This window comes from Pseudomonas laurylsulfatiphila (assembly GCF_002934665.1).
In the GTDB taxonomy this organism is placed as follows: domain Bacteria; phylum Pseudomonadota; class Gammaproteobacteria; order Pseudomonadales; family Pseudomonadaceae; genus Aquipseudomonas; species Aquipseudomonas laurylsulfatiphila.
The window spans coordinates 24,975-43,362 of record NZ_NIRS01000011.1 but is presented as its reverse complement, the minus strand read 5'-3'; the positions used below and the strand labels follow the sequence as shown (position 1 = coordinate 43,362).

The 18,388-nt window shown below is 57.4% G+C and carries 20 protein-coding genes; 9 read left to right on the top strand and 11 right to left on the bottom strand.

From position 1 onward, the window contains the following. The first annotated feature begins 163 nt into the window (after positions 1 to 163). Positions 164 to 640, top strand: a complete 477-nt coding sequence (locus tag CD175_RS30800; RefSeq protein WP_104451614.1) for a hypothetical protein — start codon at positions 164 to 166, stop codon at positions 638 to 640. 269 nt (positions 641 to 909) lie between these two features. Here the strand turns inward: CD175_RS30800 and CD175_RS30795 are convergent, their stop codons facing one another. Continuing rightward, the gene (locus CD175_RS30795) at positions 910 to 1,389 is read right to left on the bottom strand and encodes a hypothetical protein (RefSeq protein WP_104451613.1); all 480 of its coding nucleotides are present in this window, start codon (positions 1,387 to 1,389) and stop codon (positions 910 to 912) included. A 249-nt stretch (positions 1,390 to 1,638) separates the two neighbouring features. Here CD175_RS30795 and CD175_RS30790 point away from each other — a divergent pair, with 249 nt between their 5' ends. From CD175_RS30790 to CD175_RS31490, 4 genes are all read left to right on the top strand, one after another. After that, the gene (locus CD175_RS30790; protein ID WP_420849165.1) at positions 1,639 to 1,911 is read left to right on the top strand and encodes a helix-turn-helix domain-containing protein; all 273 of its coding nucleotides are present in this window, start codon (positions 1,639 to 1,641) and stop codon (positions 1,909 to 1,911) included. A 743-nt stretch (positions 1,912 to 2,654) separates the two neighbouring features. Continuing rightward, the gene (locus tag CD175_RS30780; protein ID WP_104451612.1) at positions 2,655 to 3,503 is read left to right on the top strand and encodes a TIGR04255 family protein; all 849 of its coding nucleotides are present in this window, start codon (positions 2,655 to 2,657) and stop codon (positions 3,501 to 3,503) included. After that, entirely contained in the window at positions 3,500 to 4,198 is a 699-nt protein-coding gene (locus CD175_RS30775; protein ID WP_104451611.1) for a transcriptional regulator, read from the top strand. The genes CD175_RS30780 and CD175_RS30775 overlap by 4 nt, the downstream gene beginning before the upstream one ends. Beyond that, the gene (locus tag CD175_RS31490; protein WP_205886366.1) at positions 4,191 to 5,039 is read left to right on the top strand and encodes a hypothetical protein; all 849 of its coding nucleotides are present in this window, start codon (positions 4,191 to 4,193) and stop codon (positions 5,037 to 5,039) included. Before CD175_RS30775 ends, CD175_RS31490 begins: the two co-directional genes overlap by 8 nt. 104 nt (positions 5,040 to 5,143) lie before the next feature. On the opposite strand, the gene CD175_RS30765 is transcribed toward CD175_RS31490, so the two are convergent. Continuing rightward, positions 5,144 to 6,175, bottom strand: coding sequence for a hypothetical protein (locus CD175_RS30765; protein ID WP_104451610.1), 1,032 nt, complete (start codon positions 6,173 to 6,175; stop codon positions 5,144 to 5,146). A 512-nt stretch (positions 6,176 to 6,687) separates the two neighbouring features. Here CD175_RS30765 and CD175_RS30760 point away from each other — a divergent pair. The 3 genes from CD175_RS30760 to CD175_RS30750 all read left to right on the top strand — a co-directional run bounded on the left by CD175_RS30760 (position 6,688) and on the right by CD175_RS30750 (position 8,129). Then, on the top strand, positions 6,688 to 7,197 hold the full coding sequence (locus CD175_RS30760; protein WP_102700142.1) for a hypothetical protein: 510 nt from the start codon (positions 6,688 to 6,690) through the stop codon (positions 7,195 to 7,197). A gap of 10 nt (positions 7,198 to 7,207) precedes the next feature. Beyond that, on the top strand, positions 7,208 to 7,738 hold the full coding sequence (locus tag CD175_RS30755; protein ID WP_104451609.1) for a DUF5384 family protein: 531 nt from the start codon (positions 7,208 to 7,210) through the stop codon (positions 7,736 to 7,738). Between the two features lie 61 nt (positions 7,739 to 7,799). Next, entirely contained in the window at positions 7,800 to 8,129 is a 330-nt protein-coding gene (locus CD175_RS30750; RefSeq protein WP_104451608.1) for a hypothetical protein, read from the top strand. A 76-nt stretch (positions 8,130 to 8,205) separates the two neighbouring features. Here the strand turns inward: CD175_RS30750 and CD175_RS30745 are convergent, their stop codons facing one another. After that, positions 8,206 to 8,475, bottom strand: a complete 270-nt coding sequence (locus CD175_RS30745) for a hypothetical protein (protein WP_240629038.1) — start codon at positions 8,473 to 8,475, stop codon at positions 8,206 to 8,208. A gap of 43 nt (positions 8,476 to 8,518) precedes the next feature. Then, the gene (locus tag CD175_RS30740) at positions 8,519 to 9,079 is read right to left on the bottom strand and encodes a YbhB/YbcL family Raf kinase inhibitor-like protein (RefSeq protein ID WP_104451607.1); all 561 of its coding nucleotides are present in this window, start codon (positions 9,077 to 9,079) and stop codon (positions 8,519 to 8,521) included. A gap of 139 nt (positions 9,080 to 9,218) precedes the next feature. On the opposite strand from CD175_RS30740, the gene CD175_RS30735 reads away from it, so the two are divergent. After that, entirely contained in the window at positions 9,219 to 10,748 is a 1,530-nt protein-coding gene (locus tag CD175_RS30735) for an FAD-dependent oxidoreductase (RefSeq protein WP_104451606.1), read from the top strand. 72 nt (positions 10,749 to 10,820) lie between these two features. Here CD175_RS30735 and CD175_RS30730 read toward each other — a convergent pair whose 3' ends face one another. The 7 genes from CD175_RS30730 to CD175_RS30700 form a co-directional block, all read right to left on the bottom strand. Continuing rightward, positions 10,821 to 12,326, bottom strand: coding sequence for a YdgA family protein (locus CD175_RS30730; protein ID WP_104451605.1), 1,506 nt, complete (start codon positions 12,324 to 12,326; stop codon positions 10,821 to 10,823). 214 nt (positions 12,327 to 12,540) lie between these two features. Further along, entirely contained in the window at positions 12,541 to 13,176 is a 636-nt protein-coding gene (locus tag CD175_RS30725; protein WP_104451604.1) for an NADH:ubiquinone oxidoreductase subunit N, read from the bottom strand. 93 nt (positions 13,177 to 13,269) lie between these two features. Further along, positions 13,270 to 14,718, bottom strand: a complete 1,449-nt coding sequence (locus CD175_RS30720) for an efflux transporter outer membrane subunit (protein WP_104451603.1) — start codon at positions 14,716 to 14,718, stop codon at positions 13,270 to 13,272. After that, positions 14,715 to 15,602, bottom strand: a complete 888-nt coding sequence (locus tag CD175_RS30715) for an efflux RND transporter periplasmic adaptor subunit (RefSeq protein ID WP_104451602.1) — start codon at positions 15,600 to 15,602, stop codon at positions 14,715 to 14,717. Before CD175_RS30715 ends, CD175_RS30720 begins: the two co-directional genes overlap by 4 nt. Then, a complete protein-coding gene (locus CD175_RS30710; RefSeq protein WP_007975639.1) occupies positions 15,599 to 15,808 on the bottom strand; it encodes a DUF1656 domain-containing protein in 210 nt (69 codons plus the stop codon). The genes CD175_RS30715 and CD175_RS30710 overlap by 4 nt, the downstream gene beginning before the upstream one ends. Then, complete coding sequence (locus tag CD175_RS30705; RefSeq protein WP_104451601.1) at positions 15,805 to 17,877, bottom strand: FUSC family protein; 2,073 nt, start codon at positions 17,875 to 17,877, stop codon at positions 15,805 to 15,807. The genes CD175_RS30710 and CD175_RS30705 overlap by 4 nt, the downstream gene beginning before the upstream one ends. After that, on the bottom strand, positions 17,874 to 18,302 hold the full coding sequence (locus tag CD175_RS30700; protein ID WP_205886365.1) for a MarR family winged helix-turn-helix transcriptional regulator: 429 nt from the start codon (positions 18,300 to 18,302) through the stop codon (positions 17,874 to 17,876). Before CD175_RS30700 ends, CD175_RS30705 begins: the two co-directional genes overlap by 4 nt. Positions 18,303 to 18,388 lie beyond the last annotated feature (86 nt).

The following is an 18,388-nucleotide window of genomic DNA, read 5'->3' as shown; positions in this document are numbered from 1 at the left end:
CAACATTTCCATGCTGATCACCCTGTGTTCTCCTGCTCGAAAAGTGAGCAGAAGCAGTTGAACACCTGGGTCAGTTTTCAGTCGGCAGAACAGCCATTACTGGGTCAGTTTTCGGTCAGCGGCAACAACAAAGCAAGCTTTCAGCTTTCTAGGATTCGCACTAATGCCTGACGCACAAGCGTTTACATTCCGGCTCGGACACGAAGTGGCAGATGCTGCCTTGTCAGCTAAAAAAGGACCTACAGACTACCTCTCAGCTCTCATCAGAACTTTAGGGATCAGGGACCTCGCCTTTATCACAGAGTTTCTCTGCAGTGTCAGCGAAGAAAACCATGGTTTCCACATTCATGGCATCGCTCGCATCCCGGTTGCCCTTTCTATTCAAACCATCCAAGAGCTATTGGCTCCGAAACAAAACTTGAAACTGGCCCGCCCGATAAAAGGCTATCGCCAGCGTGGAGACAATAAAGCCATTGTAGTGAGTGAGCTTCAAACTCCGGGAGCCTGGGCCACCTACAGCATCAAAGAGTTCGACTTTACCGCCCACTGCCTGCAATCCAACCCGGACTATGCGAGCCGATCAGCGACCAACGCAGGCAGAGAACTCTATGAGTCTATGAGAACTTGGCTTGCCACTTAGCTCGACTATAGAGCTGCAGCTTTCGCAGCCCTAGCGGGGCAGGCCAGAACCCTCTAGAAGGCTCTCAGAGGGCCGCTGACACGACGATTGACCCTTTGGGTATAGAGGGGGCGCTTACGCATGTAACAGGCGGTTTGAGGCTGTGCCATATGCCTCAGCCCGCAGGAATGCAATTGATATAACCAAAGCTGAACCGTTGCTCTGAAGGGATTAGCTTTCCGGGGGTGGCTTTAAGTCCACACTGATGCCATAGGATAGCTAAACCACCATCAGTCAAAGCTATACTTAGTACAGTTGAACGCCAAAACCTCACCATCAAAACCTCGCAAGCAAGAAACAATCTTCCCGCTCTTCAGATAGTAACGGTACTCAGCCATTCCATTAACAGAGGAAGGATTCACTGCAACCTTAGTAGACTTTGCTGAAAGTTTCTTATGCTCGCTGTCGGCATACTCTTCCATGCGCCTGTTCTCCCGATCAATTTCCCTAGCTCTTTCTCGACGGGCCTCAAGCAGAGGATCAACCTCGACCTTAGCGGCAGCATACACCTTTGGCTTCGAAGCATCGGAATCCTCCGGCATGATATAAATATAAAGAGGACAGACGACCACTATCATAAACACCATCATCAAAAATGAAGACGTACCATCCTCGCTCTTAGTCTTCATTGCTGAGGTAATGGATGCAATCAGGATAGACAAAACACCAACGGCCCCAAGCCCCCACAAGAGCATCTTCAAGAAAAACATACGCACTCCTAGTTAAGTATAATTTCTTCACCAGCCTAGCCCAGCAAGCCGCATACCCCTCAAATCCTGCCACCGTTTGAGCATGGCCGCATGGCTCGTAATAATTTTTCATCATTAGTTGAGGCGACCTGCATGGCGCTGTACACCAGCGCCAAAAGTGCAGCAAAGATAAAGCGGCAAGAAGGGACAATCAGAGACGCTCCTTGTCAGGGGGAAGATGGACCTGCTTAGCGAAATGCTAATCATAGTATGTCGAACGATAGTATGCAGGCAGCCAAATTTGCAAGCATGACTATCAAGCCTTATGACTGCCCTCTCGTTGCTGTATTCGCCGAAAATGTCCGCCGTAGGCGTTTAGAGCTTGGCCTCTCTCAGGAGGCGCTCGCTGAGCGTGCTGGCGTACATAGAACCTACATCGGGATGATCGAAAGATCAGAGAAAAACGTCACGATCTACAACATCTGGCGCTGCGCCAATGCTCTGGGTATGGCAGCTCATGAGCTCCTCAGGCCCCTAGAGTAGGTCTGGAACAATCTGCCTGGCCCGTTTAATGCTGCCAAAAATGGTTTGTCATTGCGGGTCGATCCGGGATGAGCGGGCACCTAAACCCGCCAACAGAGAAACAGATACTCATATCCGCTCTCACTATGAGTGAGGCTGAGCGATGATCGCTCCTCCACAGCCCTGCAAACTATCTCGCTGAGATCATCAAGCGAACCTTCGCGAAGCTGGGCATAGAGACTGATCTAGCCTTTAACCTGGAACTCAACCATACCGGCAGCACTGAAAATCATCCTCTCCACATCCACGGAGCGCTAACCATCCCGGACGACAGGGTAGATGAGGTTACGAAAGCTCTCAGAAGCGCGCTGGCTGAAGGTTACAGGCAACGCTACAACAACCTTGCGGTACACATAGAACAGCCTTGGAGCGCCCGCTGGTGGGCTGTCTACTGCATCAAAGAATACGCCATCACAGCTATCAAGCTGACAACACAACGGGGACGAAAAAGCCGCCCGGACTACGCCACTCAGAAGCTCACGCAGCAGGCAAAAAACTTCTACAAGGGGATAGGGGCTTGGCTCGTCGCTTAGTAAATCCGACTCCAATTTGACCTTAGCCTCCCTAGTCGTGAGCCCGCAGGATTCGCAATCGACACGACATATATTTGCTACCCCTAGTCCTTATGCTATACAGAACCTGTCAAATGCTTTGTCAAATGGGGTAGGATGCGCGCCCAATTGGGCGTCTATTGAGGAGATATCATGACTGAGCGAGAAGGTGTGCTGCGCAAGGCACCACTAATCTATGCGTTGAGCGTCTTGAGATTCTCTCCGGTACTGATGATGCCCAAGCTGGTGCCTGCGATTCACCATGCTATACGGAGCTCCTTGCCAGAATTTTTTCAGATGATCAAAGGGGTGCCGGGAGCGCCTCAGGCATCTGAGCCGAATTCGTGGGCATTCCTTGATAAGGAGCTTCAGAACGCGTGCGTGCTGTCTCAAGACTACTTAATTTTGCAAAGCATGGATTACCTACATTTTGATCGCCATGCGGATCTATTTAGCAGATGCGTGGACGCCGTATTGCGTGAGACGGGTGGGTTAGATGTAGCTGGCATAGGGATGCGCTACGTTGACCGGGTCGAGCCACTTGAAGGTGAATCGCTTCGAGACTATCTCCCAGAAGCGTTACTCCCTTTGCAAAACGAAGCAATATCCAAGCTAAAGGGAACGGAGCCTAAAATACCTCTAGGCGTATCCACCACTACCTATCATTTTGACCCAGAATTCTTGCATATTAGATGCTGGCGCCAGCCAGGTATGTGGGTTCCAGACGATTTAAATGAACCTGCCTTCGTTTTTGAGATAGCAAGGCAGACCCGCCAACAGGCGTCTGGTCAGCGGTTTGAGGCTCTACCATCAGCTGTCCAGCCTCTAAGTGCTAATGGTGCGCTACTTGATACAGATGCGTACTGGCCACTACCTATTACTGAGCGTTTGTCGCACGACGAAATTAGCCTTAGGCTTAAGCACCTACACACGATAGCTAATACAGCCTTTCGGGATGTAGCGACGGAGCATGCTTTCCAAATATGGAATGAGCAAAAATGAACGGACAAACTGTTAGTCAATGGACAGGCAGAGAACGGGCGAACTTGCCAAACCCTAGCATGTGGGTTCGGCCGGAGCTAAACCCGAGAACCGCCACCAGCACGTCAAATCCTCTTTTGGCGATGCCGCTTGCTGCATTGATGGCAGCCGTTCCGCTGCAAGACATTGGCTATGACGTTCAGCAGGCCCGCATTGTAGAGGCGAGGCCTATCAGCTCCGGCGCCAGCGCTCAGCTAGTGTCACCGCGCATGCAGTGGGTTCAGGTTCACACTAATGACGTCGTCGACGAAAACGTAACGCCTACACTGATTGACCAGTTTCGTAAGAAATTCGGCCTTTCTGATAATTCGCTTGGCGAGATTTTTGGGGTATCCCGTCAGACGATTTACAACTGGCGAACCAAGAAAACTGTGGCAGATAACCCTGACCGGGTGAGAGCCCTTGCAGAAAGCCTGGGCGAGATTAGCTCACGCGATATTTCTTACATCCAACGCGCGCTGTTTTACCCAACAGCAGATGGCCGACTGATCCAAGATGTGTTGTCTGATGAAGGCTGGGTAGCGGGAGGCGAAAAAGCTGTTCGTGAGCTCATTCTCGAGCTGGCAGGCAAAGCCCAGCAACTGCGTGAACGTGATGAGAAGACTATTGCTCGGCTAGAAAAAACTAATTCTCAAGACGCAGGCTCAAATGCCTGATCTTGATGACGTAGTCAAAGAGATTAGCCGTCAAGAGTGGCTACAAGGAGATGTCGTCCTTAGTGACGCTTTAGCTCCGCACATCCCTGATGCCGTCATTGCGAACCAGCTTGACGGCAACTTGCCTACGCATTGGGTGCTGGTTTCCCATTCGTGCACGGTCCACGCACGAAAATACGCCGACGCGCCAATTGTCGAATGGATCGCTTGTAAACTTGTCAAGAAAAAGCCTTTTGGCAAATATCTGAACGCCCTTAACCCTCGTCAGCTTCAAATACCGCTAGGGGAAAAACTTTTCCTTGATTTGAAATTGCAGCGCCGGGTTTGGACTTCAAGGTCATTGCTGCCTACTCTAGAGCGGTCTCCTGACGGCGTACGCTTAGATCAGGATCAGCGCGGCACACTCGTCTATTGGCTTGCCCACGGTTATACGCGTGTCGCGATGCCGGATAAGCTCGTTGAGCGACTCAAAAAATATAACGACGACAATACCCCTTTTGGAGTCGGCGTTCAGGTCGATGCGTTTTTGGAAAAAAATGCTCAGTATCTGGATAGCGCATGGGTCTCGTTTTTCCCAAAAACCGAACTCGATGCCACTACTGAGCCATATGAAATTGGCTTTCGTTTTCTGGTAAAACGAGAGTTTGTTCGCCAGCTGCCCACGCTTCAAGCTGAGCTGGCCGACGCTCTAGCTGCGAACCCTCATCATGATGAAGGTCTGATTTTGGGAGAAGCAGAAGTGACTCCCTTGCAGGATTTCACGATGCTCGATGCGCAGGATTACATCCGATACAACGTCCACGACTGGCTGAGTCTGGGTGAAGAAGCTGGGGAGGATTGATCGTGAGCATTCGGCCCGGCCAAGAAGCCACTGAACCGTCTCTCGACCCGAAAGTCTCAGCAATTCCCTCCTCCCTACGCCGCAGAGGCAAACAGATTTCAGGCCTAATCTTGCCTCTGAACTGACTTGGTATGCGTTCTTTTATCCCAAAGGATTCTGAGCTTCCGGAGTGCGGCTTTGCATTGCTCGTTAACTCCAAAAACCGCCTTACCAAATTTCAACGCCAAGGCCAGCACTAGAAAAAAAGGCCATAATTTCAACTGAAAACTATAGAGCCCGAGATCAACGACGGTCTTAGCTTTTTCTATAATTTGGTTGAACTCCTGGATACGTTGCTCTGTAGTGAGTTTTTTATCTGTCCATTCATTCAGTTTCTGAAGCTCACTGTTTCGTGTTTCTAGACATGGTGTCAGCCCCTTGAGTATGATCGTTGCGTTATTGATCTGCACACTCATCACCTCTCTAAAAAAGTCGCCGGCCTCAGCATTAAGATACCCCCCTTTATCGAGAGCTCTCAGCTCAGACTGGCTTTCGATTTTTATTACCTCATTGGCACGATCGACTTCATACGCTGCCCCCAAACCCATATTTTTTTGGGCTATCGCTTTGTAGTTGCCTATCAGTTCGCGAGAAGTTGACGGTAGTAGCTCGCCGGACGCTTCAAGCTCCAGCAACATCGACTCCGCTGCGTTGCAGGTATTCAGCAAGCGTTTTTCTACCGGCAGCTCAGCATCCGCATTGGCGCTATCCAGGAATTTTTTGATCATCGGAGAAAGCTTCAGTGCCGCATTACAGGCTGCTGATGAGCTCGCCTCAGTGCAAACGGCAGCCAACCCAGGAATTGTTCCTATTAAGGTGATGTAACTCGAATATAGAGTCGAATCGATATCGATGTGGACACGAGGTTGATTGGCGATATCCCTCACCAACTGCTGCTGCAGTAATTGCTTGTCCTGTATCGCCTCGATCTCTTGCCGCTGGCCGCTATTGTTGTGAAAAAGCAAAATAACCCCGATTGCGGCCAATGGGTAATACAGGCAATCCACCCAAACCCATACCCCTGACTTGTAGCGAGAGAAGCCCCAAACGCACGCGGCCAAAAAAACTATTGCGGTAAAAATGAGTAGTACCAGCATTGATGCCTCTAGATGGGATGAACGGGGTGTACGAGTAACATCGGATACCAATAGGTAAAACTTTAACGCTGCCGGTACAAATTTTGTGGCTTGCCTCTCGTCGAGTCGATGGATAACGTAGTGGGACATCCACCAGCCCCACTAAGGTGTGACACTGCCGTATCAGCCCTGCTTCGGGCCCCTAGATTCTGGGTGAATACCATTGATGGGTTCGAATCCCGCCTGGTGCACCATACGTTGTAACGAGAAAGCCTCAGGCCTTATGGGTCTGGGGCTTTTTTGTGGGCGTGTGTTCGCCGTCCTGGATGCGGCCACCCTTCTAGAGAAACTCCCCCCCGAACGTTGCGCATAACGACGCGCTACCCGGCTCCTGCCTGGTACACCTGCTCCTCCCTCGCTCCAAACTTTTCTTGGCCTTACCTTCTTCAGTTTGATTAGAATAGTGGCACATTGCCTCAAATCACAATGGATTGTCCCGCTCGGGATTTCTTACGCTCATAGAGATATTGGAAATGATGATGTTAAAACGCTGCCTGGTGCTTTCGATTGCTGCTGTTCTTGCTGGCTGCCAAACGTCCGGTGAGGAGTATCAAGCAGATGTATTCGACGCCAGTCAGGTAAACAGCCAGCAGGAAGCTAAAACCGTAAAAATCCTTACGATTTCGCCGAGCAAGATAAAAGTCAGCAACGAAAAGAACAAAAAAGCCGCCATGATGGCGGGCGGGGTGCTGGGTCTGATCGGTGGTGCCGCACTGGGCAACACGAAAAACACTGACACGGCCATTGTCGGCGGTGTCGCCGGTGGCGCTGCAGGCGCCATGGCAGGCTCGCTGGTCAATGACACCACCCTGGTACCGGGCGTGCTGATTGGTTATTCCGAAAGCGGCAAGATCTACACGTCTGCCCAGGTGGGTCGCCCTTGTGAGTTCAAGGTTGGCGAAATCTCCCTGATGGTGATGACGGTCTCCAACGAAACACGCATTCAGCCGAATGCGACCTGTCCAGAACCCAAGAAGAGCTAAGGGGTCGGACATGAAACATATTGTTCTGGGCTCCGCCCTCGCACTGCTCACCCTGCCGGCATTGGCAAACCAGTTCGACAGCCTGTATCAAGTCGAACAGCAGACCAAACAGACTGAAGCAGCCGCTCAGGCCGAACGCGTCCGCCAGGCGGCAGCCGAACGGGCACGCGAGGATGCTCGTATCGCTGCTGATCGTCGGCAACGGGCAGCGGCACAGCAAGCTGCGCAGCAAAAGGCCCTTGAGCAGCGCAAGTCACAGGAACTTGAACACAAGCGTGTTCAAACCCGTGAAGAAGGCTACGAAGACGAGCTACGCGCACTGGAGCTGGAAGAGCGCCGCCTGGCACTACAGGCGAAACGCGCGCGCACCGCACGCGCCAACGACTACATCGATGCGGAGTTGCGTGACAGCGCGGCACGCACCGATGTGATCCAGTCTGAAGCCGACTCGGCACGCAATGTGACCTCCGGTGCCAAGTCTCTGCTGGAAGATTCCGGCAAGGCTGAAGTCAATCGCTCCAGCCGCTTGTTCGGCGAGTAATCTTCCTATCGATCTGCCCCGGACCTCGGTCCGGGGTATCCGTTATCAGAGATGAATTCCCATGCTGCGTTTATGTACGCTGATTGCCGCAGGCCTGCTCCTGAGCGCCTGTTCCAAAGAAGATCCCAAAGCCCAGGTTCCAGCTGTCGACCTGCACGGACGCTTGGTGGTGGATCAGGAGATGACTGACAGTCGTCAAGCCCAAGGCATCAATGGTGAGTATTACAAGCGCGTCCTCACCGTTAATGGCCAGGATTTGATCTTTGCCGATTTCATCAAGCAATATTGCTCCGACCCCAACACCCGCGACGAAACTTGCCTGAAAGCCTTTCGCATCAAGAAAATCGATGATGTCAGCGGCGCAACCAAGTTTCTCCCCAACGGGCTCTGACACTTGTAAGTACGCCAGTCACAGCACATCAGGGCTTTTGCCTGGACCCAAAAAAAACCGCCAAAGGCGGTTTTTTTCATTCTGTGGTCCAGTCGAACTCGTCGTACTCATCATCATCCTCGTCGTCCTCGAAAAACGCCTCTTCAAGGTCTTCGTCTTCAACAACGTCTTCTTCCGGCTGGTTCAGCAGAAAATCCTTGCGACTCTCGGTAATCGCTCGCCGTAGTTCCTCACCCTTTTGCGGGCAGTTGAGCATTTGGGCGATGCGGTCGATTTTTTTTGCCACGGCATCCTCCAACGCATCGGCTATGGCCTGATAGTGCGCGCTTTCGGGGGCGGATGCCAAATCCCCGCCATGCTGCGCACTTCAGTTTTCTGCAAATCCGCGTTTAGCGGTGATAGCGCCGCACCACGCTGCTGTTTCTCAGGACGTGACCTTTGATTTTTTCCAGCAGCTGCGCACGGGTCAGGCCGGCGGGCAAGGCGTCCGGGGCCAGGTCCAGGGCGTAGATCTGGATGATGTAGTGGTGCGCGCTGTCGCCAACGGGCGGGCAAGGGCCGATGTAGCCGGTGGTGTTTTTGCTGTTGGTACCGCCAACGCCCTCGAGGCCGGGTTTGCTTCCGGCACCGGCCGGGATCTGGTGGGTGCCGGCCTTGATGCCGTAATGCACCCACTGATCGATGCCCTGGCCTTTCTGGCCGTCCGGGTCGTGCATGACGATGGCGTAGCTTTGGGTGGCGGCCGGGCCGGTGTTCCAGTTCAATGCCGGGGAAATGTTGTGTCCGCCACAGCCTGCGGAATCGCTCGCAGCGGCCGATGTGAACAGACGGTCATCGGAAACTCCGGGAATGTTCAGGGTGAAGCGTTCCTGGGCCTGAGCCGGGAACTGCACGCAAAGGGCGACAGCGGCGGCTGCGAGCCAAGCGTTGATTGAGGTCAATCGGGTCATACCGGAGCACCTTGTGCGTGTTGGGCCGTCGTCGGCGTGCAAACTATAGCCGGACCGTTCACGCCGTGGCAGGGGGGAATTGGCTGAACCTCGCGATAAGCACCAGACTCATAAGTAAACGTCTGTCTGGAGAGCAATCATGACTCTGCATCGCGTTGCGCGTGTCACCAATGTGCCCGAAGACCGGGGTCTGGAAGTGCAAGTCCAGGGCAGCAAGATTCTCCTGTTGCGGGCCGGTGAGCAACTTCGCGCTTATCAGGCCGAATGCCCGCATGCCGGCGCCCCGCTGGCTGACGGTGCGGTATGCAACGGTCGCCTGACCTGTCCGTGGCACAAGGCGCAGTTTCGGATCGAGGATGGCGGCCTGTGTGAACCGCCGGCCCTGGACAGTCTCAAGCGCTATCCCCTCGAAGTCCGTGACGGCGACATCTGGGTCGGCGACCAGCCATTATCGGACGCCCACACGCCACCGGCCGACGATCCACGAACCTTCATCATTATTGGCGCTGGCGCGGCAGGCACGGCGGCAGCCGCGGCGTTGCGCGAGAAAGGTTTCGGTGGCCGGGTGCTGTTGATCGACCGCGAAGCCGATGCCGGATACGACCGCACCGCGCTGAGCAAATACGTGATCGCCGGGGAAATGCCGCCGCAGGAGGTCCCGCCGCTGCGCGACGAGGCGTTTTACCGCGAGCAGCGGATCGAGCGCCTGCAGGGCGAAGTCGCCAGCCTGGACGCATCAAACCGCACACTGCAGCTGACTGACGGCCAATCACTGACCTACGATGCCGCGCTGCTGGCCACCGGCGGCATACCCAACTTGTTGACGCTGTCCGGCGCCGACTTGCCGCAGGTGTTCGTTTTACGTTCCAGAGCCCATGCGCAGCAGATTCTGCACAGCGCCAGCGCCGGCCAACGGGTGGTGATCATCGGCGACAGTTTCATTGCCATGGAGTCCGCCTCGTCCCTGCGCCAGCTTGGTCTGGACGTGACTGTGCTGGCCCACCACGTAGTGCCTTTTGCCAAACAGTTCGGCGAAACGGTCGGCAAGGCCATTCGCGCGCGGCATGAAGCCCATGGCGTGATGTTTCATACCCAGGGCAATGCGGCGCAGATCGAAGGAACGGACAAGGTCGAAGCCGTGCGTCTGGACAACGGCCAACGCCTGGCGGCCGATCTGGTGCTGGTCGGCATTGGCGTCACGCCGGCCACCGCCGCCTTCACCGGGCTGGCGAAAGAGCAGGATCAGTCGCTGCGTGTCGACGGCGCAATGCGCGTGGCCGACGGCCTCTGGGCGGCTGGCGACATCGCCACCTTCCCACTGAACAACCAATACGTGCGCATCGAACACTGGCGACTGGCCCAACAACAGGCGCGGATCGCAGCGGCCAATATGCTGGGCGGGGACGAGCATTACCTCGACGTGCCGTTTTTCTGGACCTGGCATTTCGGCAAGACCTACGACTACCTCGGGCACGCCGAGGCCTGGGATGAGGTCGAGTTCAAGGGCGACCCATACGATCCGCCCTTCATAGGCCTGTTCGGAAAAAATGGCGTGGTGTCGGCGGCGCTAGCCTGCGAGATGGACCGGGCCATGGCGATGCTTGCCGAGCGGATGAAACAACCGTTGCCCTGGGATGAGGCATGGCGCCTGATCCGTGACGTTAACTAGCGATGCCGGACAGCAAAACGCCCAGCGTCTGCGCAATGCATAGGCCGGGCGTTTCCGGGTAAACGGCCGCCGTTATTCGGTGGCGCCAGTTTCCGCAAACTTGCTCATGACAAAACCGGCAAACTCTTCGACGGTCATTTTCTGGCCGTTGAAGTCCACCTGATTATTGGCGTAACGCAAGGTGGTGACGATGTTGTTGCCGTCCAGTTTTGCCAGTTGGCTGCCGACCGCCATGCTGCTGAACATGTCTGCGGTGGCGGTGGCCTGATCGGCAATCAGCTTGGCGTCGGTCTGACCGTCGATTTGCGACTGCACGGTGAGCACATCGACCAGCATGGGTTTGGACACTTGCAGTTTGAAGTCCAGCAGTGCGATCAGCTGCCTGACCAACTGATCGGTCGGCAGGTCGATGGCTTGTGGCTTGGTCAGGTCGAGCACCATGTTGGCACGGCTCTCGCCGTTGGCGGTGTTGAACGACAGGTTTTCCAGAGCCACTTGCGGCCCGGCCGCCAGCAGTTTTTCCAGGCTGGATTTGAGCAATGCCTCTTCGGCTTCGGTCAGTTTCAGTTCCGGTGCCGGCAGGCCCGCTGCCGTCGCTTCGGCCGCCGCACGCTCATATGGCTGCAGTTTGCTCTGGTAGACCTGCATCAACGACATCGTGGCCGGAATGTCGAGGTTCTTCACGCTCATGGCCAGAGCACCGGAACCGATGGCCTTGCCGTTCAGGGACACTTCGCCAACTTTGTAATCGGCACGCCCTGAAGCGTTGCTGCCCTTTTCTTCCGTCAGGTTCTTCATCTCGAATTTCTTGAAGTCCAGCACCGACTGCTTGACGCCAAAAGTCGATTTGCCGCTGGCCAGTTCAAGGACGTTCTCGCCGATATAGAAACCGTAGGTACTTTTGGTCAGGTTACTGGCCAGGGTCAGGCCGTTCAACTCAACCTGCACCGGTGCCTGGTCTTCAGAAACGGTGGTCACTTTCAGGCTGTCCATGTAGCCGCTGGCCTTGACCTTCTGCGCCTTGGCGCTGGCGTCGACGTCCATGCTCAGGCCGGAGAATTTCATGCTCGACTTGTCATCCAGCGCCATTTCCAGCGGCTGCAACTCGAAGGTGCCGTTGGTGGCGTTGTCATAACCGATGTTGACCACGCCGGTCAGTGGGGATTTGTCCTTGGCGGCGGCAAACCACTTCTCGGTGAGCGGGGTCTTTTCCAGTTCGTAGTGACTGGTCGCCAGGACCGGCAGCCACTTCAGCGACATCAACCGCGAGAACGGCAACGGGCCGTGTTCGATGTGATCGACAAACAGCAGCTCGACCGGTGCTTCGCCGAACATTTCACCTTCGCCCTTGAGGCGATAGTGCGCGGTGCTGCTGAATACATGACGCTCCAGCGATATCAGTTCCAGCGACGCGGTGCCGTTGGAACCGACCATGGCCGCTTGCAGCTCCTTGTTGGCATCGGCAATCGAGCTATTGAGTACACCTTCAAGCTTGGTGCCGGTGAACCAGGCTCCGCCTGCGCTGATGGCACCGATTGCGACAACAATTCCCAGTAGCACGCCTGCTGATTTGTTCATGTATGACCCGTTCAATGTCCGTTGTTGAAAGTGTGGTCGTCTTCCCTGAACCCATGACGGGTTGCGGCTCGACTGCGCTGAAAGTGGAATGCAGATTAGCATCAGGCGCGACGAACGGCCCAATGATTAAAGGTGAAGGAGTGTCGTGGGGGGGCAGCTGTTCGATCGCCTTCGCGAGCCTGCTCGCGAAGGCGGTATAACAGCCAACACAGAATCAGGAATACTGGACTTCGATCTCATCGAGTTGATGATCAAAGCTCTTGAGCCGCGCCGTCCAGGTGTACACCAGCACTTCGAAGTCGCGGTTGATCACCGCTCCGCCCGTCACTTCCGCGCGCGGGTCGCAGACATCCAGTTGATAACGTTCGCGGGCCATGGCCGTTGCGACATCCGCCAGCTCCCGGGCATTGCTGAGCCAGTGCCGACCGTCGTCCGCCACTTGCCGGTCGAGCGCCAGGCACTGTTTTTTCAGGGTATCGAGGCTTTTTTCCAGCGGCGTGCCGGTCAATTCGCCCATGACTTCCTGAAACGTGCGCCCCGGTTGCCAGTAACTGCCCCAGAAATAACGGTCGAACACCGTTTCGACACGACGCAACGCCACCTTGGTATCCCAGATCAGGACCAGGGTCTTGCCTTGTTCGAGTTGTCTTTTTTTGATGCGCTGATTCTGGACCGACGCCCAGGCCACCACCGCAACGGACATCACGGCTATCAGCGCGACGGCACTGTCGAGGAACGCCAGAGCCTTGTCGATCTGGTGGGCCAGCATGACGCCGTAGAAATAGGTGGCCGACAGCAGCACCAACGCCACGACGGCGCACCAGAAGCCGAGAGCATAAGGGTTTTTCATTGTTGGTTTCCCCCTGACCTGCGCGAGCCTTGTGCGAAGAAAGGGCGCTTTGCACGAGGCGCCCTTCCAACACTTCAAAGCATAGCAACGGCCTCAGGGTTTGCCGGAGTTCGACGCTTGCGTTCGTCCGCTTTCCCAGCCGCCGCCCAACGCCAGGAACAAATCGATCTGGCTGGCGGCCACCTGGGTGTTGGCAGCGGCCAATTGCGCCGTGACATCCGTGTAGGTGCGGGTCGCTTGCAGGTCCGCCAGAAACGATTCGCGGCCGGCCTGGAAGAAGCGATGGGTCTGTTCTGCCGCCAGTTTGGCCGATTGCTCGGCATCGGCCAGGGCGTCACGGCGTTGCAGCAAGGCCGTGTATTGGGCAAGGCTGGTCTGGGTTTCACGAATCGCGTTGAGCACCACCCCATCGAAATGCGCCAGCGTCGCCTGGGTCACCGCTTCGGCTTCGCGGATGCGCGCCCGGGCGCCGTTGGTCGGCACCTTCCAGGTCAGCGACGGGCCGAAGCCCCAGCGGTTGGTCGACGGGTCGCCGAGATCGTCGAGGATGCCGACGGTACCGATGGTCGCGCCGATGCTGATGTTCGGGTACAGCTCACCCGTGGCGACACCAATACCGGCCGTCGCGGCCGCCAGCCGCCGCTCGGCCTGCCGCACATCGGGGCGACGCTTGAGCAACGCGGCGCCATCGCCCACCGGGACCAATTGCGCGATTTTCGGCAGCTCGTCGCAGGTGGCGGTGCCGGCCGGCAGTTGGTCCACCGGCTTGGCCAGCAACATCGACAGGCGATACAGCCCGGCCTGACGTGAGGCCTCATAACGCGGCATGTCGGCGCGCAGGGATTTGAATTGGGTTTGCGAGCGGGTGACCTGGGTTTCATCGCCACGCCCGGCATCGCGCAGGCGCTGGATCAGTGTGGTGCTTTGCGCTTGCAGGTCGAGGGAGTGCTGGGCGATTTCCCGCTCTTCATTGGCCGCGCACACCTGGGTGTAGGCCCGTACCACGTCGGCCACCACGGTGATGCGTGCCGTATCGGCGGCGGCCTGCGTCGCATCGGCATTGGCCTTGGCCGCTTCGATACCGCGTTGCAAGGTACCGAACAGGTCGAACTGGTAGGACGCGCTGATGCCGATGTCGCCAATGTTGGCCACCGGCACTTTTTCCGGTATCAGGAACGCCTGGCCGGACTCCTGCAAGCGCTGGGCCCCCATCTGCACGCCGCCGCTCCAGCCGCCTGCCGCTTCGGCCTCATCCACCTGAGCGCGAGACCGCAACAGACTGGCTGCCGCCACGCGCAAATCGGTGTTGGAGGCCATGGCCTGCTGTACCAGCTGGTCGAGTCGCGGGTCCTTGTACAGGCGCCACCAATCGGCCGGCACCGGTGCGGACACCACCGTTTTGCCGTCGACCGCCAGATCGCCCTGGAAGTCTGGACGATGGACAGCCGCCTCTTCGGGCAAATGATAATCCGGCCCGACCATCTGGCACGCCGACAGCAGCAAACCTAAACCGGCGACCGCCAAACCCGAGGCCTTGCTCATTGCGTCGGCTCCCGTTGCTGATCGTCGATGATCGATACAGTGGCGGTGCGCCCGGCGATCATGCGGAAATCTTCCGGCACGTCATCGAAGGCGATGCGCACCGGAATCCGTTGGGCCAGGCGCACCCAACTGAAGGCCGGGTTGACGTTGGGCAGCAGGTTGTTGCCGCTGGTGCGGTCACGGTCTTCGATGCCGGCAACGATGCTTTCTACGTGCCCGCGCAAGCGCGCATTGTCGCCGATCACCCGGATGTCGACGCTCTGGCCGATATGGATGCCGTTCAGTTTGGTTTCTTCGAAATAGCCGTCGATGTGGAACGAGTTGCTGTCGACCACCGACAACACCGGACGCCCGGCGCTCACGAACTCCTGGGCCCGTGGCGCACGGTCGTTGACGTAGCCGTCCACCGGGCTGCGGATCACCGAGCGGTCGAGGTTGAGCTGCGCGCTGTCCACCGCCACCTGGGCCTCCATCAGGGCCACCTGGGCGCGGGCCACTTTCGACTGGCTTTCTTCCAGTTGCTCACCCGGCACCAGGTTACCGAGGCCTTTGTTTCGCTTGGCCTCACGCTGGGCCTGGGCCAGGGTTTCTTCGCGGTCGGCGACAGCCGCTTTCGCTTGACGCAGGGCCAGCTTGAAGCGGTCCGGATCGATGCTGAACAGCACCTGGCCGCGCTTGACCAACTGGTTGTCGCGCACCTCCACTTGCTGGATCAGTCCGGAGACATCCGGCGCGATTTGCACGATGTCGGCACGGATGTGCCCATCGCGGGTCCAGGGCGCGAACATGTAATACATCACCATGCGCCAGACCACGACCACGGCGAAGCTCACGATCAGCAGGGTCAACACCACGCGACCAAGGGTTAGAAAGGGTTTTTTCATGTCATCAGGTATCGACTGAGTGAGTCCACGGCGCCAAGCAGCAGGGCGTAGAGGGCCACGTTGAACAATGCCCGGTGCCAGACCAGACGGTAAAAGTGCAGGCGCGTCAGCACCCCGTGCACCAACAGGTACAACACATACGTAATGCCCATCAGCACCAGCAGCGTGGGCAGAAACACCCCGCTGACATCCAGGTCACCGATCATAAAGGCGCTCCATCAATGCCATGGGGAAGCGGTTCTTCGGGCTCGGCGGCGCCGACGAATTCGACGCCGGGCAACAATGCCAGGCGCAGGCCGCTCAGGGCGTGCAGCAGATGCCGACGGGTTTCGTCATCGCCGGCACCGCTGAGGGCGCGACGCGTGCGGTCGAGGGTCATCAGCAGCGGGCTTGGTGCCTGCAAGCGCTCACCGGCCTTGAGACAGGCCTTGAAGTACTCGCCAACCTCGGCCACCACCTGGCGCAGCAGCACCTGCGGCACACCGATGACACGCGGCGTATAAGCGAGCAGGTCCAGCAGATTCAGCGCCACCCGCACTTCCCGCAGTGCCACGCCGGAGTCCTGGCCGGTCATGGCCAGGCGCGGCAGGTGCTGCATCAGCCGATCGAGCATCTTTATGCCCAACAGCCGATGTTCGGACAACGTGGCCGGCTCGGAGAGACCAACAATGTCACGCCAGCTGAAACGGGTCAGGCGCTTGGCTGCCAGCTCGGCCCCGAACGGCCGGGCGATCAGGGTCCAGATGAACGCGAACAGCAGCCCCATGGGACCGGCCAGGTTGGAGTTGGCGAAACTGAGGAAGTCGGCGTCGTAGGCACCCTGAATGCTGATGAAGGACGAGGTGTTGACCAGCGTCAGCAGCATGCCCAGGTAAAACTGCGGCTTGACCGTCAGGGTGCCGACGCAAATGAACGGCACGGCAAACGCCAGCACCAGAATCGGAAAGTCATGCAGGTTGGGCAGCACCAAAAACAGATAAAGGCTGGCGAACACCACCGACATCGCCGTCCAGAAAAAGAACCGGTAAATCTGCGGCGCCGGGTCGTCCATCGAGGCGAAGAAGCTACACGCCACCGCCGCCAGGATCACGGCGCTGCCGCCATCGGTCCAGCCGAGCAGAATCCACAACACCGAGGCCACGATAATCGCGGTGACGGTGGACGCCGCGGAGTACAACATCAGGCCGCGATCCAGAAACGGGGAGAGCCGCCCCAGCCGCCAGTGCCGATACACCGCGCGCCAGCTGTCCTGGCTTTCGCACTGGATGGCGTATTGCAGACTGCGGCAGTCCTGCCACAAATCGATCCACTCGCCGAGACGATAAATCGCATTGGAGAACAGCAGTTGCTTGCGGTCATCCAGCGCTTCGGGGGCGGGTTGCAGGGCTTCCAGTTGATCCTTCAGTACTTGCCAGCGGTCAAGGTCGGCATCCTTGTGCCCGAGCCATTCGGTGGTGGCCGTCAGCAACGGCGCGAACTTGTCCACAAGCTCGGGCGTACGTCGTTCCAGGGCATAAAGCGCGTCGTCGAGGGCATCGACTACCGGCAGCAGGTGAATCATCCGCCCACGCAACTCCTTGGTGTTGCGCACCGTCTGCGGACGCGAACCTTCGTGGGGCAACTGACCGATCATCAACTCCAGGGAGTTGAAGGTGGCGACCATCGATGCGCGCAACGCACTGACTTCTTCAGGCTGCACGTTGCGACTGAGGAAACGCAGGCTGTAGGTCGACGCATCGGTAAACCATTTGCTCACCGAATCATTGAACACCGGTGCCAGGCGCCGCGGCCAGAACATGGCACCGACCACCGCGGCCACCGCGATGCCCAGAAAGATTTCTTCGGTCCGCGCCTCGGCCACGTCCCACACCCCTAGCGGGTTGTTCACCACCGGCAGGGCGATCAACGGCAAGGTGTAACCGGCGAGCATCAAGGCGTAGTTGTTCGCGGTGCGCAAATGCAGGGACAGAAACAGCAGCGTGCCGGTCCACAGCGCAATCACCACCACCAGCACGTAGGGACTCTGCACGAACATCGGCACGAACAGAACCGCCGCCGCAGCGCCGATAAAGGTGCCGACTGCCCGGTACAACGCCTTGGAACTGGTAGGGCCGAGAAACGGGCTGGAAACGATGTACACCGTGGCCATCGCCCAGTACGGACGCGGCATTTGCATGAGCAGGGCGATGTACAGCGCGATCATCGATGCGGCGAAGGTGCGGACCCCGTAGAACCAGTCTCGCGCCGGGGGCATGCCTGCGAAAAATCCGTTCAAGAGTTGGCCACCGATGGCGGCGTGGCCGCTTCAAAAGCTCTCAGTACCCGCAGCGTAGCTTCCAGATCACCCTGGTCAATGCCTTCAAGGACTTCCTGGCGCAAGCGCACCAACTCCACTTCGACCGCCTGCACCAGCTCCCGGCCGGTTTCGGTCAGGCTCAGGCATTTGGCGCGGCGATCCTGGGTATCTTCGGTCCGGCAGACGTATCCGGAATGGCACAGTTGATCCAGCAGGCGCACCAGCGATGGACTCTCCATCCCAGCGGCTTGCGCCACCGTCACCTGGCGCACGCCCTCACCCAGGCGCCCGATCATCAACAGCGGAACGGCGCAGGCTTCGGAGATTCCATAGTTGACCAGCGTGGTCTGGCAGATTTTGCGCCAATGCCTGGCGGCCACCACCATGGCGCTGCTGATGTTCATCTGGAGAACGTCGAGGTTGTTCGGCACGAGGGAAAACACACACTGTTAGTTTGCTAACTATCAATATTGCATTGGAGAGGATTTTC

Excerpts from the sequence above, each read along its gene's own strand:
- CD175_RS30800 (WP_104451614.1), top strand. The coding sequence starts at position 164 with ATGCCTGACGCACAAGCGTTTACATTCCGGCTCGGACACGAAGTGGCA.
- CD175_RS30795 (WP_104451613.1), bottom strand. The coding sequence starts at position 1,389 with ATGTTTTTCTTGAAGATGCTCTTGTGGGGGCTTGGGGCCGTTGGTGTT.
- CD175_RS30790 (WP_420849165.1), top strand. The coding sequence starts at position 1,639 with ATGTCGAACGATAGTATGCAGGCAGCCAAATTTGCAAGCATGACTATC.
- CD175_RS30780 (WP_104451612.1), top strand. The coding sequence starts at position 2,655 with ATGACTGAGCGAGAAGGTGTGCTGCGCAAGGCACCACTAATCTATGCG.
- CD175_RS30775 (WP_104451611.1), top strand. The coding sequence starts at position 3,500 with ATGAACGGACAAACTGTTAGTCAATGGACAGGCAGAGAACGGGCGAAC.
- CD175_RS31490 (WP_205886366.1), top strand. The coding sequence starts at position 4,191 with ATGCCTGATCTTGATGACGTAGTCAAAGAGATTAGCCGTCAAGAGTGG.
- CD175_RS30765 (WP_104451610.1), bottom strand. The coding sequence starts at position 6,175 with ATGCTGGTACTACTCATTTTTACCGCAATAGTTTTTTTGGCCGCGTGC.
- CD175_RS30760 (WP_102700142.1), top strand. The coding sequence starts at position 6,688 with ATGATGATGTTAAAACGCTGCCTGGTGCTTTCGATTGCTGCTGTTCTT.
- CD175_RS30755 (WP_104451609.1), top strand. The coding sequence starts at position 7,208 with ATGAAACATATTGTTCTGGGCTCCGCCCTCGCACTGCTCACCCTGCCG.
- CD175_RS30750 (WP_104451608.1), top strand. The coding sequence starts at position 7,800 with ATGCTGCGTTTATGTACGCTGATTGCCGCAGGCCTGCTCCTGAGCGCC.
- CD175_RS30740 (WP_104451607.1), bottom strand. The coding sequence starts at position 9,079 with ATGACCCGATTGACCTCAATCAACGCTTGGCTCGCAGCCGCCGCTGTC.
- CD175_RS30735 (WP_104451606.1), top strand. The coding sequence starts at position 9,219 with ATGACTCTGCATCGCGTTGCGCGTGTCACCAATGTGCCCGAAGACCGG.
- CD175_RS30730 (WP_104451605.1), bottom strand. The coding sequence starts at position 12,326 with ATGAACAAATCAGCAGGCGTGCTACTGGGAATTGTTGTCGCAATCGGT.
- CD175_RS30725 (WP_104451604.1), bottom strand. The coding sequence starts at position 13,176 with ATGAAAAACCCTTATGCTCTCGGCTTCTGGTGCGCCGTCGTGGCGTTG.
- CD175_RS30720 (WP_104451603.1), bottom strand. The coding sequence starts at position 14,718 with ATGAGCAAGGCCTCGGGTTTGGCGGTCGCCGGTTTAGGTTTGCTGCTG.
- CD175_RS30715 (WP_104451602.1), bottom strand. The coding sequence starts at position 15,602 with ATGAAAAAACCCTTTCTAACCCTTGGTCGCGTGGTGTTGACCCTGCTG.
- CD175_RS30710 (WP_007975639.1), bottom strand. The coding sequence starts at position 15,808 with ATGATCGGTGACCTGGATGTCAGCGGGGTGTTTCTGCCCACGCTGCTG.
- CD175_RS30700 (WP_205886365.1), bottom strand. The coding sequence starts at position 18,302 with ATGAACATCAGCAGCGCCATGGTGGTGGCCGCCAGGCATTGGCGCAAA.